The sequence below is a fragment of the Flavobacteriales bacterium genome (assembly GCA_016779995.1).
In the GTDB taxonomy this organism is placed as follows: domain Bacteria; phylum Bacteroidota; class Bacteroidia; order Flavobacteriales; family UBA7312; genus UBA8444.
In genome coordinates, this window is sequence record JADHMO010000012.1 from 1 (window position 1) to 16,111 (window position 16,111).

A 16,111-nucleotide genomic window follows, 5' to 3' on the forward strand; every position below is an offset into this window, starting at 1 on the left:
CTTTCGGAATAGCAAATATTAACAACAGTAAATTCGGAGTAAGCCGAATTGGTGATACAGTAATAAACCTATCAAAGTTGTATGAACTAGGGGCATTTCATGGTATCCTTTCTGAAAACTATTTTGACAAAGATTTTTTAAACGACTTTCTTAAAAAGAAAAAATCAGATTGGCGTTCTGTTAGGAATAGAATATCTGAAATTTTTACTGATGAGAATAATAAAGATAAATTTACTTCTGCCTTATTTGACTTACAAGATGTAGAAATGTGTATGCCAGTAAAAGTTGGAGATTACACAGACTTTTATTCTTCTCGCCAACATGCTTATAATGTGGGTTGTATGTTTAGAGATCCTGACAATGCCTTGTTGCCAAATTGGCTACATATACCTGTAGGCTATCATGGTCGTGCATCGTCCATAATACTATCTGGCACAGATATTTACAGACCTAAAGGTCAACAATTACCTTTAGATGCAAAAGCACCTGTTTTCGGACCTTGTAAATTACTAGATTTTGAATTAGAAATGGCATTCATTACTGGTGAAGGAAAACCGTTGGGTGATTCTATTTCAATAGATGAAGCTGAAGATTATATTTTCGGAATGGTTATTTTCAACGATTGGTCTGCAAGAGATATTCAGAAATGGGAATACGTGCCATTAGGACCATTTTTAGCTAAAAACTTCGCTTCCTCTATTTCGCCTTGGATTGTTACATTAGATGCATTAGAACCTTTCAGATGTCAAGGTGAAGAACAGAAGCCTGAAGTTCTACCTTATTTAAAGTTTACAGGAAATAAAAACATTGATATCAATTTAGAAGTTCAGATTGAATCCGATAACTTCTCTGCACATACTGTCTCAAAATCCAACTACAAATACATGTACTGGAATATGAATCAGCAATTAGCCCATCATACCGTAAATGGCTGTGACATCCACGCTGGTGATATGATGGCTTCAGGAACTATTTCTGGAAATGATGAAAGTGCCTATGGCTCAATGTTAGAGCTTTCTTGGAAAGGTACAAAACCATTATCAATGCCTGATGGCAGCGAACGTAAATTTATCAACGATGGTGACACCGTTATAATGAAAGCATATAGCACTAAAGACAATGTTAGAATTGGATTTGGTGAAGTTAGAACAAAAGTACTCCCCTCTAAATAACCTTCACTTTGCAGTCTATAAATCTTGACATAGAAAGAAAAGAAATTCTCAATAGATACAGAGGATTACTTAGAGATTGTAGTGATAAAACCGATAAGGAAGATAAAAAACGTATTCGTAAAGCTTTTAACATTGCTGTTGAGGCTCATAAAGATATGCGTCGTAAATCTGGTGAGCCCTACATTTATCATCCAATTGATGTTGCGAGGATAGCTGCTAAAGACATTGGTTTAGGTACAACTTCTATAATTTGTGCTTTATTACACGATGTTGTTGAAGATACCGATTATACCTTAGAAGATATTGAACGTATTTTTGACTCTAAGGCAGCAAGAATTATAGACGGATTAACTAAAATTTCTGATGTATACGATCAAAACGTATCTATGCAAGCTGAAAATTTTAGAAAGATGCTTCTCACCCTTTCTGACGATGTTCGAGTTATTCTTATAAAGCTAGCTGACAGATTGCATAATATGCGTACTCTAGCCTCTATGCCTAAACATAAACAGTTAAAGATTGCCTCTGAAACATTGTACCTCTACGCCCCTCTTGCTCATAGGTTAGGGCTTTATGCTATTAAAACAGAGCTAGAAGATTTAGGATTAAAATATACCAAATCTGAAATTTATAAGGCTATTTCAGAGAAATTAGCTGAAAGTAAACGATCAAGAGTTCGTTACATCAATAAATTTACAATCCCGCTAAAAGAAGAATTAAATAAACAAGAATTTAATTACACCATTAAAGGGCGACCTAAATCCATTTTTTCTATTCGAAATAAAATGTTGAAACAAGGTGTAGAATTTGAAGAAGTATTTGACAAATTTGCTATTCGGATTATCATTCAAGCTAATCCAGAAGATGAAAAGGCTTTTTGCTGGAGAGCTTACTCTATTGTCACTGATTTTTACAAGCCTAATCCAGATAGATTAAGAGATTGGATTTCAACCCCAAAAGCCAATGGGTATGAAGCTCTGCACACTACTGTTATGGGACCTAATGGAAAATGGGTAGAAGTACAAATTCGAACTGAAAGAATGGACGATATCGCTGAAAAAGGCTTTGCTGCCCATTGGAAGTACAAAGACTCATCTTCGAAAGAATCAAATCTTGATAATTGGATTAATAGAATAAGAGAGTTATTAGAAAATCCAGATTCCAATGCCATAGATTTTGTGGATAATTTTAAAATGAATCTTTTCTCTGAAGAAATATTCATTTTTACTCCAAATGGCGACTTAAAAACATTACCTAAAGATGCTACTCCTCTTGACTTTGCATATGAAATACATACAGAAGTTGGTAGCCATTGTTTAGGTGCTAAAGTCAATGGTAAACTAGTACCATTTTCTCACATACTAAAAAGTGGAGACCAAGTAGAGATTATAACATCTAATAAACAATCACCAAAGGAAGATTGGCTAAGTTTCGTTAAAACTTCTAGAGCAAAGTCAAAAATCAAAAACGCTCTGAAAGAAGAAAAAAAGAAAATAGGGCAAGAAGGAAAAGAATTATTATTAAGGAAATTAAGGCATATAAAAATTAACTTCAATCATAATACCGAAAATGAAATGTTGAAGTTTTTTAACCTTAAAAACAGCCTTGACATGTACTATCTTTTTGGTGTTGGTAAGCTTAATAATAAGCATATCCGTTCTTATGTGAACACCAAAAATCAAGGTTGGTATGGTTTGCTAAAAAGTAAAATTTCTAAGAAGGAACAAAAGAATATTGGCAACAGTGAAACAGTAAAACGTGCCAATAGTCAACCTGCTATACTTTTTGGTAATGATAAACAAATACTAGATTACAAACTTGCTAAATGCTGTTCTTCCATCGGTGGTGATGAGATATTTGGCTTTACAACTATCAATGAGGGAATAAAGGTTCATAATGTCAATTGTCCTAACGCTATTCAGCTACAATCTAGATATGCTTATAGAATTTTAAAAGCCAAATGGGCTACTATTGAAAATCTAGAATACTCAGCCATTTTACGTATAAACGGCTTTGACCAAATTGGTTTAGTCAATAAAATCACTAAACTCATTTCTAACGAAATGAATGTGAATATTTCGTCCATTAATATCAAATCAAACAACGGTATTTTTGATGGTAGAATTTCTGTAATCGTAATTAATAAAGTCCACCTCGAAAATCTTATTAACAAATTAGAGAGTATTGAAGGTGTTGAGTCGGTAGAACGTCTTTAAAAAGTGTTGAAAAATTAGTCCTCTTTCTTTTCAAAAAAAAGTTATTTTTACCCTTTACATTATTACAAATGTCTAGGATAGAATCGACTTCATCTGTATTAGAAATCTTTACTCAATATCTTGAGAAAAATGGTCAGCGTAAAACTCCTGAACGCTTTGCAATTTTGCAGGAAATATACGACCACAATGGTCATTTTGATATTGAGACCTTGTACATAAAAATGAAGAACAAAAAATATAGAGTAAGTAGAGCTACTTTATATAATACTATTGAGCTTTTAATTGATAGTAAATTAGTTAGAAGACATCAGTTTGGTAAAAACCAATCTCAATATGAAAAATCCTTAATTAGTGGTCAGCACGACCATTTGATTTGTTCATCGTGTAAATCCGTAATTGAGTTTTGTGACCCAAGAATACAAAATATTAAAAATACTGTAGAAGAACTGCTAAAGTTTAAAGTCTCAAATCATTCCTTAAACCTCTATGGTTTATGTGAAAAGTGTCAATCAAAAAAATAAATATATATAGATGTCGGTAGATGTATTACTAGGCCTACAATGGGGCGATGAAGGAAAAGGTAAAATTGTTGATGTACTTACTCAAGACTATGACATTATTGCTCGTTTTCAAGGAGGTCCTAACGCAGGTCATACCCTTGAATTTGATGGAATAAAACATGTGTTACATACTATACCCTCTGGTATATTCCATAAAAACGCCATCAACATCGTTGGTAATGGAGTGGTTATAGACCCCATTATCTTCAAAAAGGAAATAGATGCCCTTAATAAGATGGAAGTCGATTTAACTAAAAAATTATTGCTTTCAAAAAAAGCCCATCTTATTCTACCTACTCATAAAATATTAGATGCTGCTTCTGAAAAAGCCAAAGGTAAAAGCAAAATAGGCTCTACTTTAAAAGGAATAGGACCTACTTATATGGACAAAACAGGCAGAAATGGTCTTAGAGTAGGCGATATCAATTCATTAGAGTTTAAGAATCGTTATGATAAACTTGTAGCTAAACATAAACGCATGTTGGATAATGATTTTATGGATTTTGAGCTAGATAGTTTAGAAAAAGAATGGTTTGAAGGCATAGAAGTATTAAAGTCGTTTACCCACATTGATAGTGAACACTATTTGCATCAAGCACAAAAAGAAGGTAAAAAGATACTAGCTGAAGGCGCACAAGGTACTTTATTAGATATTGATTTTGGTTCCTATCCTTTTGTAACTTCTTCTAATACCATTTCTGCTGGTGCTTGTACAGGATTAGGAATAGCACCAAATAAAATTGGTGATGTTTATGGAATTTTCAAAGCCTATTGTACAAGAGTTGGTAGTGGCCCCTTCCCTACCGAATTGTTTGATGAAGTAGGCGAATTTATCGGAAAAGTCGGTAATGAATTTGGTGCAACTACTGGTAGAAAAAGACGTTGTGGCTGGATAGATATACCCGCTCTTAAATACGCTATTGCTATTAATGGCGTTACTAAGTTAATGATGATGAAAGCAGACGTGCTTAGTAACTTGGAAAACATTCAAGTTTGTACACACTACAAATACAATGGTGAATTAATTGACTATTTACCCTTTGATGCTAGTGAAGATACTATTGAGCCTGTTTATAAAGAATTAGCCGCTTGGAAAGAAGATTTAACTCAATTGTCTTCTCTTGATGATGCTCCATCTCAATTGATAGACTATATCGATTTTCTTGAAAAAGAACTAGAAACACCTATTGTAGTGGTTTCGGTTGGCCCTGATAGAACCCAAACTCTTAACAGATAAGCATTTGATTTTACTTAGAAATATGGCATTAATGATAGTATTCATTAATGTGATATATGCTCAAGAAAAAAGTCAATTAGAGATTATTAACGCCAATTACACCTACTTTGACCAGAGTAAATACCCCGATATTCGAAGATTAGTCGGTGATGTTAGATTTATGCACGAAGGTGCTATAATGAATTGCGATAGTGCTTGGCATTATTTTAAGGAAAATCGTTTTGAAGCCTACAGCAATATACATATCAATAAAGGAGATAGCATCCATTTATATGGAGAAAAACTAGATTATAACGGCTCTAACCACAAAGCTATATTACAACGCAATATTGTATTGAAAGATAGAGATATGCAATTAAAAACAGAAGAATTGCATTATTTTTTAAAAACAAACATCGCTTCCTATTATTCAGGAGCAATAATCACTAATAAAGAAAATGTTTTAAAAAGCCAAAAGGGAGATTATCTTTCATCTTCAAAAACTCTAGTCTTTAAAAGCGATGTCACTTTAGACAATCCTGAATATCTCATCGAGTGTGACACCCTACACTACAATACAGAATCAGAGATAGCTTATTTTTATGGACCTACAACCATAACATCGGATAGTAACTTCATTTATTGTGAAGACGGTTGGTATAATACGCTCACCGATAAATCTGAATTTAGTAGTAATGCTTATTTTAAAAATGATAATCAAAAATTATCTGGAGATATCTTGTTTTACGATAGAAAAAATGGCTACGGTAAAGCCTTGAATAACATAGCTATAGAAGATACGGCTAACGATTACACAATATATGGTCATAAAGCTGAATATTTTGAAAAATTAGACAGTTCAATAATTACCATAGAACCTTTATTAGTGGCTGATTTTGATGACGATACCTTATACCTACATTCTGATACTATTATTGCCAATTTAGATAGCTTACAACACCAGCAAATCAAAGCCTTTACAGGTGCTAAATTTTATAGTGAAAATTTGCAGGGTAAATGTCAGCTACTCTATTATTATATGAGGGATTCAACCATTCAAATGTATAACGAACCCATACTTTGGTCGGACAATTATCAATTAAGCTCAGAGCATGTTATTTTAGAAATTAAAAACAATGCCATTGACAAAATGAATCTCTTGCAAAATGCCTTTATTATTTCTGAAGATAGCTTGGATTTATACAACCAAATTAAAGGTAGAAATATGATGGGCTTCTTTAAAAGAAATGAACTGCATAAAATTAATGTTAATGGTAATGGACAAGCCGTTTATGTTATCAAAGATGAGGAAGATAAAATTTCTGGTATTAATACGGTTAGTTGTAGCCAAATGAATATATATGTGGATAACAAAGAAATACATCGTATATCTTTTCAAAAACAACCCAATGCAACCATTTATCCAATAGAAGAATTACCACAAAAATGGAAAAGGCTAGAAGGCTTTGAAGAACGTTATTCGGAACGTATTATTGACAAAGAAGATATTTGGGAGTAGTTTTTAGCTAAAAATCACCAAAACCCCAAACTATACCAATATTGGCGTAATACAAATTACCTTCAAAAAATTCATCTGATTGAGAAATGATATCGTATCCAACATTTAGTGCCAAAGCAAAATGATGTTTTGGACTAAGCATTCCATAATACGGATATTTAGCATCAAATTGAGCTATTTTAATTTCTGCACGACAACCAACTCCATAAGTGAAGTTATTTATTAAAACATATTCCTTGTCATGTTCAGAGGGTTCAAATTTATTACTCTCCAATGAAGTCGCTGATAGGTTAATATACGGAGCAAAGTTTAGCCTTTCAGAATTATCCGTGAAATAACCCAAAAATATACCTCTTTTGAAATATGTTATGGATTCGTTCAATTCAAAATTAACGGATTCATTATTATCTGAATATCCAAAAAATGGAGTTTTTACTTTAAAGTTAGTAGTATTAAGATAAAAACTAGCAAATACCTTATTAATTCTTAAATCCATAGACATGTTAAAAATTAGGTTAGTAGAAAATGTATTTTTTAAATTATTAGTTAAGCCAACACCACCTGTGCCAAATGTATACGTAAAATAGGCTGGATTATGTTTTTTAGGCAATCCCTTCTGTACAAATTCAGAATATTTAGTTTCTGGAAAATCACTTTTATAGTTCCTTAATAATTTAGAATATTCTTCATTTTTAGAACCCTCTATAACTTGGTGTAAATAAATATCTATTATTCTTTTCCCTTCACTTTCTATAGAAGTCTTTTTTAAGTTACTTAATATGTTTTCTTTTTTATTGTAAATTTCTTTTTGCAATACATTGCCTATCTCGTAAGAATCTGGATAAAGCATTTGATTCTTGTATTTTTCATAATTTTCAACTTTTTCTAAAAAGCCAGAAAAATCTGATGTGAGTAAACTAATATTTAAATTTTCTAAATAGTAAAAAGCAGAATAGGCTTTATCTGCTGTGTATTCAGTTAAATATTGGCTAATTTCTTTTGCTTTTTCATAGTCTTCTTTGGCAATGGATTGAATCAATAGCTTTCTACCATTATTCACAAATTCAGTTGTGGAATCAGAAAATGATTTTATTTCATTTTCAATTTGAGCATTTAAATTAGAAAATATAAAGATTAGAAATAAAAGAGGTAATGCAATTTTAGTTTTCATGACATTAATTTTAAGGTATAACAAATGTATGAAAATTATATAGTTTAGGAAATATACTTAGCTAACCAACTTTCTGATAATGGCACTTTCCATTTACTTTCGTATTCACTTTTGGTCCTTACCAAATTATTATACACTACTGTTTGAGGAGTAAGCTGTTTTTTAAACTCTGCTAGAGGTAATGCCTGAGTTAATTCGCCGTCCAAAAAGGCAATATTCATTCTGTTGAAAAAGTCGATATTGTATTGATTAGCGATAGCTTTGATTACTGCTACCGAACTATCAATAGAACAACCACTTGCCCCCTGCATACTTTCATCTACAAACAAGCAAATGAACCAATCGTGTATCTGAAATGAACAATGCAATGCTGTGCCATGGGTATTCCAATTGTTACATAAATCGGTGAGTTGACTTTCTATATCTGTCTTTTCAGCAGCATTAAAAGCCCTATCAGATTGATAAATCCATACTCTAGCATCAGAGCTTATTTGATCGTAAGGAACGTACATGTTTAAAGGTCTTGAGCTTGAGCAATCATTTCAGCAATATCCATGACTTGAATGTCATTTTCTTTCTCTTTGTTTTTGATACCGTCTGTCATCATAGTATTACAAAATGGACAGCCTGTAGCAATAAACTCAGGTTTTACGGCCAAAGCATCTTCTGTACGCTCAATATTAATGTCTTTGTTGCCTTTTTCTGGCTCTTTAAACATCTGAGCACCTCCCGCCCCACAACATAAGCCTTTGGCTTTGCAACGTTTCATTTCAACCAATTCGGCATCAAGTTTCTGAATCAATTCTCTTGGTGCTTCATAAACATCATTGGCTCTACCCAAGTAACAAGGGTCATGAAAAGTAATTTTCTTACCTTCAAAACTTCCTCCTTCAATAGTTAGTTTGCCATTGTCTAACAACTCTTTCAGCAATTGAGTATGATGTACTACATCATATTTTCCACCTAAGTCTGGATATTCATTTTTTAGGGTGTTAAAGCAGTGTGGACAAGCTGTAACCACCTTTTGAACCTCATAAGCATTCATGACTTCAATATTTGCCATAGCTTGCATTTGGAATAAAAATTCGTTTCCAGCTCGTCTTGCAGGGTCACCACTACAACTTTCTTCAGTACCAAGCACAGCAAATTTGACATTTGCTTTATTTAAAAGTTTGACAAATGCTTTTGTAATCTTCTTTGCTCTGTCATCAAAACTTCCTGCACAACCTACCCAAAAAAGAACTTCTGCTTTTTCTCCTTTGGCCATAAGTTCTGCCATTGTTGGTACTACTAATTCACTCATATCTTATTTTTCAAATACTTGAATAGTTACATTTTTTTCTACTAAATCTGTAAACTTACCTTCATATCGAGTCGCTCTTACCAAGTGATTATCTATCCAATGGTAATTGCCTCCTCTAGGTTTGCCCATAAGCATACCGTGGTATTTAAATCCGTGCTTTTTTAACCATGTTTCTGTTACTTCTCGGTGTTCTTCAATTCTAGAAGTAAAAAAAGTAATGATGTGTCCTTCATCATACCATTTGTTCAAAGTCACTAAAGCATCTGGATATAATTCTGCAGTAGCCATTCTTTCAGGCTCTTCATTAGGGATATCGTCACATATAGTGCCATCGATATCAATCATATAATTTTTAACATGTTCTGGTAATACTGGACTTATATGTTGTCCATTTACAATTTTGTCTTCTAAATTAATCTTGTTATTCATCTTTCCAATTCAATCGGTCTGACATAGAGAATTGCCAAGGCGCACCATTATTCTCTATGTTAGTAAAAATAGTATTCAATTCCATCGGTGCGGCTGATTCTTCCATCACTAGATATCTTCTTAAATCTATAATTATTGATAAGGGGTCAATATTTATAGGACAGGCATTTACACAGGCATTACATGAAGTACAAGCCCATAATTCTTCTTTAGTTATTGAATCCAACAAGGATTTGTTATCGTTAAATGTTTCCCCATCTTTATCAATTCCTTTACCTACTTCTTCAAGCCTATCTCTCACATCCATCATTATTTTTCGTGGAGAGAGTAATTTTCCGGTTTGATTTGCTGGACATTCTGAAGTACAACGACCACATTCTGTACAACTGTAAGCATTCATTAATTGAATCCAACTTAAGTCCTGAACATCTTTAGCACCAAAGCGTTCTGGTGCAGCATCATCACTAGCAGCAAAAGGGTCTATATTAGGGTCTAGCATCTTTTTAACCTCATTAGTCACCGAATCCATATTAGCTAATTTACCATCAGCTTCTATGTTAGAGTAATAGGTATTTGGAAAAGCTAAAATGATATGTAAATGCTTAGAAATGACTAAGTAATTTAAAAATGCTAAAATGCCTATAATGTGAAACCACCAACAAATACGTTCGACAAATATCAAACTGCTTTCTGGTAAATTATCAATTAAAGGAATGAAATATTGACTTATAGGGTTTGCAAACTCTACATTGTAATGAACAGAATTCATAGCAACCAACAAAGAGTCGCTAGCATTCATCAATAGAAAAGCAAACATTAAAACTATCTCAAATACTAAAATTAGATTTGCATCGGTTTTAGGCCAACCCTGCATTTCTTTACTCCAGAATCTTGGAATACGCATTATGTTTCTTCTAGTCAAGAAAAAGACACAAGCAATAAGAACTAAAGCAGCTAATATCTCAAAAGCCCCAATTATGAAAGCATAAAAAGGTCCTAAAAAAGATAGCACTCTATGTGTGCCAAAAATTCCATCAATTATTATTTCAATAACCTCAATATTTATGATGACGAAACCAACATAAATTAAAAGGTGTAAAAAACCTGCTATAGGTCTGCTAACCATTTTAGATTGCCCAAGAGCAACACGAGTCATTACTTTCCATCGTTCTGAGGAGTTGTTTGTTCTATCTACATCTCTACCTAAATTGATGTTTCTAAGAATTCTTCTAAAGTTTTTAATAAACAAAAGCGTAAATCCAATAAATACTAATATGAAAATGACTTGTCCTATCCCCATAAACTAAACTTATTTAATGGTATCTTTTGTAACTTCAAAAGCTGTTCTTCTTCCACCTAACAAAGAAAAGGTTACATAACGCTTAGGATGTTTTTTCATGTCCTCAATTAATAAATCAAGTTGTTTGGAAGCACTAGTTAAGTTGTTATACATTTCTTTATCGTTTAAAAGTAAGCCAATAGTTCCTTCACCTTTTTCTATTTTTTGAAGAATTTTATCAAAGTCTGCTAGCGATTTATCTAAATTATTGATCGTATTTTTGACATTAGATTTAGCTAAAGAATCTGAGATAGATTCGAAATTCTTTAAGGTTCTTGCAATCATATCGTTATTGTTATGCAAGTTGGTAGTAATAGACTCTACATTTTGAAGTATAGTAGTTACTCTTAAATCATTTTTATAAATTACACTATCCAATTTTACCATTGCCAACTCCATAGTGCTAAAAGTCCTATTAAGACTTCTCAAACTACTTGAAAGACTTTCCCTAGCATCTTTATCCAATACAGTAGTAATTACTGTCATAACAGAGTCAATAGATGAAATGAGTTCTTCTGCTTTATTCTTTAATGGAAGTACTTGTTTATTCACTTCATCTTTGAGGCCGTTTTCTATTTCAGCGAATAATGTATCACCAGGAGAGGCATATAAATTAGAATTGCCATAAACTAACTGAACCGCTTTTGTACCCATTATATCCGAATTATATATTTTGGCAACTGAATTTCTAGGAAATCTGATATCATCATTCAGAGTAAATTGAACTATGATGTCACCTGAATTATTGGGATGAAAATATATTTCAGTTACATTTCCAACCGTCAAACCATTTATTCTCACAGGAGCTGAAGACTCAAGACCATCTATATTTTTATAAGTGGAATAATACTCATTAGAGTTTCCAAAAATGTTATTACCCTTCAAGAAATTAATTCCCCAAATGAGTAATAAAATAGAGAAAATACCGATAATACCAATCTTTAATTCTGCTTTCATTATTGTTGTTTTTGAAAATTTATAGCATCAGAAATTCCTATTTTCTTATTATTTAAAAAGGCTATGACAAAAGCGTCTTTGTAGCCATTTTCAACTGCTATTTTTTGGATTTCTTTAGCTTTTTCTAATTGCATTTCATTACCGATAGTGTATTTAAACATATTTTTTTCTTTGAAAACATCTACCTTAAAATTCATTATTGATGCAATTTCTTTATCCTCTAAAGAGGTTTTAATTTGGACCTTAAATATAACACCTTTTTGAGTGGTTTCATTTTTTGGTAATAACTTTGTGGAATCAATTTTTGTTTCGTTTAAAACTGGTGTTACTGCTAGATTAGGCGATGACAATTCTAATTCTTTTTTATAGTCTTTTATAGCTCTAAAAATTGCCGAAGCCATATAAGATTGTCCAATTTCAGAGTTTAAAAAGTCTTCTTCACTAGGATTTGAAATAAAACCCAATTCTACCAAAACACTAGGCATGTTAGTGGCTCGTGTAACCCATAATGGGGTTTGCTTAACTCCCCTATCTGTTCTATTAACTCTTTCTCTAAATTGTTCTTGAATTTTCTGAGCAATTAGAATACTTTGGTCTAGATATGTAGTTTGACTAAGAGAAAAAGCAATAATACTTTCTGGTGAGTTTGGATCAAAACCGTCGTAATTTTCTTCATAATTGTCTTCAAGAAAAATTACGGAGTTTTCTTTTTGAGCAACTCTTAAATTAGCTTCTGTATAACGTAAACCCATGACGTGGGAAGAACTTCCTTTGGCAGATGTCTTTGTAAAAGAATCGCAATGAATAGAAATAAATAAATCGGCATTGGAATTGTTAGCCAAGTCTGTTCTATCTTTTAGAGTTGGGAAAGTGTCGTTAGTTCTAGTGTAAACAATTTTCATTTCTGGATAGGCTGCTTTTAGATATTCTCCCAATTTAAGAGTCACATCAAGGGCAATGTGCTTTTCTGTTTTGGCATACCTTCCTGTGCCTGGAGCTCCAGAATCTATACCCCCATGACCAGCATCTAGCACAATAGTTTGAACAACACTTTTCTGAGCTAAAACACTACTAGCAAAAAAGAGCATTATTAGAGCAAGAAATATAAAATAATGGCGTTTCATAATATCAAGCTTTTTAAATAGTAGAAATGATTAGTTTTGAATCCAAATACAAGTGTAGTTGAAAAAGCACCTTTACATTTCAAAATCATTCTCAAAAGTAGCATATTTTATGTGCTACTTCTTAGTCTCATTATTTGTTTTTTCAACAAGCAATGCACAAGAAATTAAAAGCGATTCTATCGTTCTTAATTCTAATTTAATTTCAGCCGATAAAATTGATGAACTGGTTATAAGTTCTGCTAAAGACTCTATCGATTATGATATTCAAAATAACAAAGTATTTTTATACAATAACGCTGAAATTAAATACGGAAGCATAACACTTCAAGCCGCATATATTGAACTTGATTCAGATAAAAATATTGTTTTTGCCAAAAGTCTTGTCAATGATAGTACTGGTGAAAACTACGGTTATCCCGTCTTTACTGAAGATGGTAAAAGCTTTACTTCAAAAGAGATAACTTATAATTTCAATACTAAAAAAGGTATTATCAAAGAGGTTCGCACTCAAGAGGGTGATAGCTATATTCTTGGAGAAAAGGTCAAGAAAAATCAAGATGATGTGGTATTTACTTCTCGTGGTAGGTACACCACTTGCGATGCCGAAACACCACATTTTTCTATTAAAGCAAAAAGGATTAAAACCATACCCAATAAGAAAATTATTACTGGTCCAGCAGTATTAGAATTTAATGGTGTCCCTACTCCACTTGCCATACCATTTGGCTTTTTTCCAAATCAGAAAAAACAAAGTTCAGGTATCATCTTTCCATTTTATGGAGAATCTTCCAATCAAGGCTTCTTTTTAAGAAATGGCGGGTACTACTTTGCTATTAACGACTATGTGGATTTATCACTTATTGGAGATATTTACACTAAAGGTTCTTGGAATTTAAAGGTTAATTCTAATTACAAGAGAAAATACCGCTATCAAGGAAATGTTAATCTTAGCTACTCTAGCTTAAAAAGTGGCAATACTCTAGTTGGTGATAATACAGACAGAAGAGATTTTTTTATTCGTTGGAAACATCAACAAGACCCTAAAGCTAATCTAAATAGACGATTTTCCGCAAACATTAATGCTGGAAGTAGCTCCTATCAGCAAAACAATTCATTTTCAGATAAGGATTATCTAAGCAACACCTTTCAATCTAACTTATCTTATTCAAGAAATTGGAAATCTGCGAATATGTCCATGAACCTTAGACATAGTCAAAACACCCTTTCTAAACAAGTAAATTTAAGTTTGCCAGAGATGAGTTTTAACTTAAATCGTTTCTATCCCTTAAAGCGTTTTAATAACAGTAATAAGCCTAAATGGTATGATAAATTATATATCAATTATTCTACTAACTTAAAGAATAGTATTTCTATAGCCGATAGTTTACTTTTTCAGCCATCTACATTAACTAAGTTCAGAAATGGAGTTATGCATAATATTCCTATTTCTACTTCTTTTACAGTCCTTAAATACATTAATATCTCCCCTTCTTTCAGTTACAGAGAAAGGTGGTATTTCGATAGAACAGAAAAACAATGGCTTGATAACGAACTAAATACCGATACTGTAAATGGTTTTTATAGAGCGTTTAATTACTCTTACAGTCTGTCAGCTAGTACAAAGATTTATGGAATTGTAAATTTTAAAAACAAAAGAATAAAAGCAATAAGACATGTTGCTAACCCCTCTGTTTCACTAAGTTATTCTCCTGATTTTTCTTCAGAAAATTTCAACTTTTATGACGAAGTTCAAATTGATACTCTTGGTAACTTACAGCAATACTCCTACTATCAAAATGGTATTTACGGAACTCCAGGAAGTCAATCGAATGGTTCATTACGATTTTCCCTAGGCAATATTCTTGAAATGAAAGCACTTTCAAAGGATACCATTAACCCCATAAAAAAGATTAAATTACTAGAAGGGTTAAATATTTCCTCAAGCTATAACTTATTGGCAGATTCTATGCGATTTGCCAACATTAATATCAACGGTAGAACTCGATTATTTAATAAATTTGATATTACTTTCAATGGTTCATACGACCCTTATCAAATTGTTAATGGCAATAGAGTCAACAAATATTATTTCTCTGAAACATATCTTCCTGCTAGATTAACTAATGCTAATGCAAGTTTAAATTTTAGATTAAACGGAGGAGCAAAAAATGAAGATAATAATATCGCACACTGGCTAGATTATGTAGACTTTAATATTCCTTGGAATTTGAGTGTAAATTATACGATGAGTTACAATAAACAATCTATTACTCAAAAGTTGAACCAATCGTTAAACTTTTCAGGTGATTTGAAATTGACTGAAAAATGGAAAATTGGCTTTAACTCTGGATATGATTTTGATGCTAAAGATTTGAGTTATACCTCTTTAAACATTTATAGAGATTTGCATTGCTGGGAAATGTTAGTCAAGTGGATTCCATTTGGATACAGACAAAGCTATAATTTTACTATAAGAGTTAAAGCTTCAGTATTGCAAGATTTAAAATGGGAAAAGAAGAAAGATTGGTATGACTATCAATAGGCTATCCAATTGTCTATTAGCTTTCCTCCTTGTGGCGTTAATATTGACTCTGGATGGAATTGTAGCCCTTTAACATCAAATTGCTGATGTGACAATGCCATTATTATTTCTTCACTTTGGGCTGTTATTTTAATTGAATCTGAAATACTGTTTTTATCCAAATGCCAAGAATGATAATGACCTACTTCAATGGGTTCTTTTAATCCTCTAAAAAGGTAATCCGACTTGTCATAATTAGTCAATATTGACTTAACACCATGTCTTACTTTACTCATTTTTAACAACTTACATTCAAAGACCTCTCCTATTGCTTGATGCCCTAAGCAAACACCTAAAATGCTTTTTTTAGAAGCAAAATTTGCAATTAGAGGTTTAAGTAACGAACTCTCGGAAGGTAATCCTGGACCTGGAGATAAAACAATTTTATCGTATTGATTTACTTTATCAAAATCAATTTTATCGTTTCGAACCACATCTACTACAGATACTTTATCTTGTAATAAATGAAACAAGTTAAAAGTAAAGGAATCGTAATTATCAACTAATAAAACCTTCATTAAGTG

General features: G+C 32.3%; 14 protein-coding genes. 5 read left to right on the forward strand and 9 right to left on the reverse strand.

Annotated features, from left to right (window positions below; all coding sequences use genetic code 11):
* From fahA to ISP71_07340, 5 genes are all read left to right on the forward strand, one after another.
* The coding region (gene fahA / locus ISP71_07320; protein ID MBL6663895.1) for a fumarylacetoacetase at positions 1 to 1,172 on the forward strand (1,172 nt) is incomplete at its 5' end.
* Positions 1,169 to 3,388, forward strand: a complete 2,220-nt coding sequence (locus ISP71_07325; GenBank protein MBL6663896.1) for a bifunctional (p)ppGpp synthetase/guanosine-3',5'-bis(diphosphate) 3'-pyrophosphohydrolase — start codon at positions 1,169 to 1,171, stop codon at positions 3,386 to 3,388. The genes fahA and ISP71_07325, both read left to right, overlap by 4 nt.
* A 68-nt stretch (positions 3,389 to 3,456) precedes the next feature.
* A complete protein-coding gene (locus ISP71_07330) occupies positions 3,457 to 3,909 on the forward strand; it encodes a transcriptional repressor (protein MBL6663897.1) in 453 nt (150 codons plus the stop codon).
* 10 nt (positions 3,910 to 3,919) lie between these two features.
* Positions 3,920 to 5,185, forward strand: coding sequence for an adenylosuccinate synthase (locus ISP71_07335; GenBank protein ID MBL6663898.1), 1,266 nt, complete (start codon positions 3,920 to 3,922; stop codon positions 5,183 to 5,185).
* 31 nt (positions 5,186 to 5,216) lie between these two features.
* A complete protein-coding gene (locus ISP71_07340) occupies positions 5,217 to 6,683 on the forward strand; it encodes a hypothetical protein (GenBank protein ID MBL6663899.1) in 1,467 nt (488 codons plus the stop codon).
* Between the two features lie 7 nt (positions 6,684 to 6,690).
* Here the strand turns inward: ISP71_07340 and ISP71_07345 are convergent, their stop codons facing one another.
* The 9 genes from ISP71_07345 to ISP71_07385 all read right to left on the reverse strand — a co-directional run bounded on the left by ISP71_07345 (position 6,691) and on the right by ISP71_07385 (position 16,105).
* Positions 6,691 to 7,854, reverse strand: coding sequence for a hypothetical protein (locus ISP71_07345; protein MBL6663900.1), 1,164 nt, complete (start codon positions 7,852 to 7,854; stop codon positions 6,691 to 6,693).
* A gap of 44 nt (positions 7,855 to 7,898) precedes the next feature.
* Entirely contained in the window at positions 7,899 to 8,366 is a 468-nt protein-coding gene (locus ISP71_07350) for an ABC transporter ATPase (protein MBL6663901.1), read from the reverse strand.
* 2 nt (positions 8,367 to 8,368) lie between these two features.
* Positions 8,369 to 9,157: a (Fe-S)-binding protein gene (locus tag ISP71_07355; GenBank protein ID MBL6663902.1), complete on the reverse strand. Its 789-nt coding sequence runs from the start codon at positions 9,155 to 9,157 to the stop codon at positions 8,369 to 8,371.
* A gap of 3 nt (positions 9,158 to 9,160) precedes the next feature.
* Complete coding sequence (locus ISP71_07360) at positions 9,161 to 9,586, reverse strand: phosphoheptose isomerase (GenBank protein MBL6663903.1); 426 nt, start codon at positions 9,584 to 9,586, stop codon at positions 9,161 to 9,163.
* The gene (locus ISP71_07365) at positions 9,579 to 10,886 is read right to left on the reverse strand and encodes a (Fe-S)-binding protein (GenBank protein MBL6663904.1); all 1,308 of its coding nucleotides are present in this window, start codon (positions 10,884 to 10,886) and stop codon (positions 9,579 to 9,581) included. Before ISP71_07365 ends, ISP71_07360 begins: the two co-directional genes overlap by 8 nt.
* 9 nt (positions 10,887 to 10,895) lie before the next feature.
* A complete protein-coding gene (locus ISP71_07370) occupies positions 10,896 to 11,882 on the reverse strand; it encodes an MCE family protein (GenBank protein ID MBL6663905.1) in 987 nt (328 codons plus the stop codon).
* Positions 11,882 to 13,006 carry an N-acetylmuramoyl-L-alanine amidase gene (locus ISP71_07375; GenBank protein ID MBL6663906.1) on the reverse strand — a complete coding sequence of 375 codons (1,125 nt, stop codon included), beginning with the start codon at positions 13,004 to 13,006 and terminating at the stop codon, positions 11,882 to 11,884. The genes ISP71_07370 and ISP71_07375 overlap by 1 nt, the downstream gene beginning before the upstream one ends.
* 349 nt (positions 13,007 to 13,355) lie before the next feature.
* Positions 13,356 to 13,439 carry a PD40 domain-containing protein gene (locus ISP71_07380; protein MBL6663907.1) on the reverse strand — a complete coding sequence of 28 codons (84 nt, stop codon included), beginning with the start codon at positions 13,437 to 13,439 and terminating at the stop codon, positions 13,356 to 13,358.
* Positions 13,440 to 15,541: 2,102 nt separating this feature from the next.
* The gene (locus ISP71_07385) at positions 15,542 to 16,105 is read right to left on the reverse strand and encodes an aminodeoxychorismate/anthranilate synthase component II (protein MBL6663908.1); all 564 of its coding nucleotides are present in this window, start codon (positions 16,103 to 16,105) and stop codon (positions 15,542 to 15,544) included.
* Positions 16,106 to 16,111 lie beyond the last annotated feature (6 nt).

Bases quoted from the DNA above. Each gene is read 5' to 3' on its own strand.
- ISP71_07370 (MBL6663905.1), bottom strand. From the start codon at position 11,882: ATGAAAGCAGAATTAAAGATTGGTATTATCGGTATTTTCTCTATTTTA.
- ISP71_07360 (MBL6663903.1), bottom strand. From the start codon at position 9,586: ATGAATAACAAGATTAATTTAGAAGACAAAATTGTAAATGGACAACAT.
- ISP71_07340 (MBL6663899.1), top strand. From the start codon at position 5,217: ATGATAGTATTCATTAATGTGATATATGCTCAAGAAAAAAGTCAATTA.
- ISP71_07375 (MBL6663906.1), bottom strand. From the start codon at position 13,006: ATGAAACGCCATTATTTTATATTTCTTGCTCTAATAATGCTCTTTTTT.
- ISP71_07385 (MBL6663908.1), bottom strand. From the start codon at position 16,105: ATGAAGGTTTTATTAGTTGATAATTACGATTCCTTTACTTTTAACTTG.
- ISP71_07365 (MBL6663904.1), bottom strand. From the start codon at position 10,886: ATGGGGATAGGACAAGTCATTTTCATATTAGTATTTATTGGATTTACG.
- ISP71_07350 (MBL6663901.1), bottom strand. From the start codon at position 8,366: ATGTACGTTCCTTACGATCAAATAAGCTCTGATGCTAGAGTATGGATT.
- ISP71_07355 (MBL6663902.1), bottom strand. From the start codon at position 9,157: ATGAGTGAATTAGTAGTACCAACAATGGCAGAACTTATGGCCAAAGGA.
- ISP71_07335 (MBL6663898.1), top strand. From the start codon at position 3,920: ATGTCGGTAGATGTATTACTAGGCCTACAATGGGGCGATGAAGGAAAA.
- ISP71_07345 (MBL6663900.1), bottom strand. From the start codon at position 7,854: ATGAAAACTAAAATTGCATTACCTCTTTTATTTCTAATCTTTATATTT.
- ISP71_07330 (MBL6663897.1), top strand. From the start codon at position 3,457: ATGTCTAGGATAGAATCGACTTCATCTGTATTAGAAATCTTTACTCAA.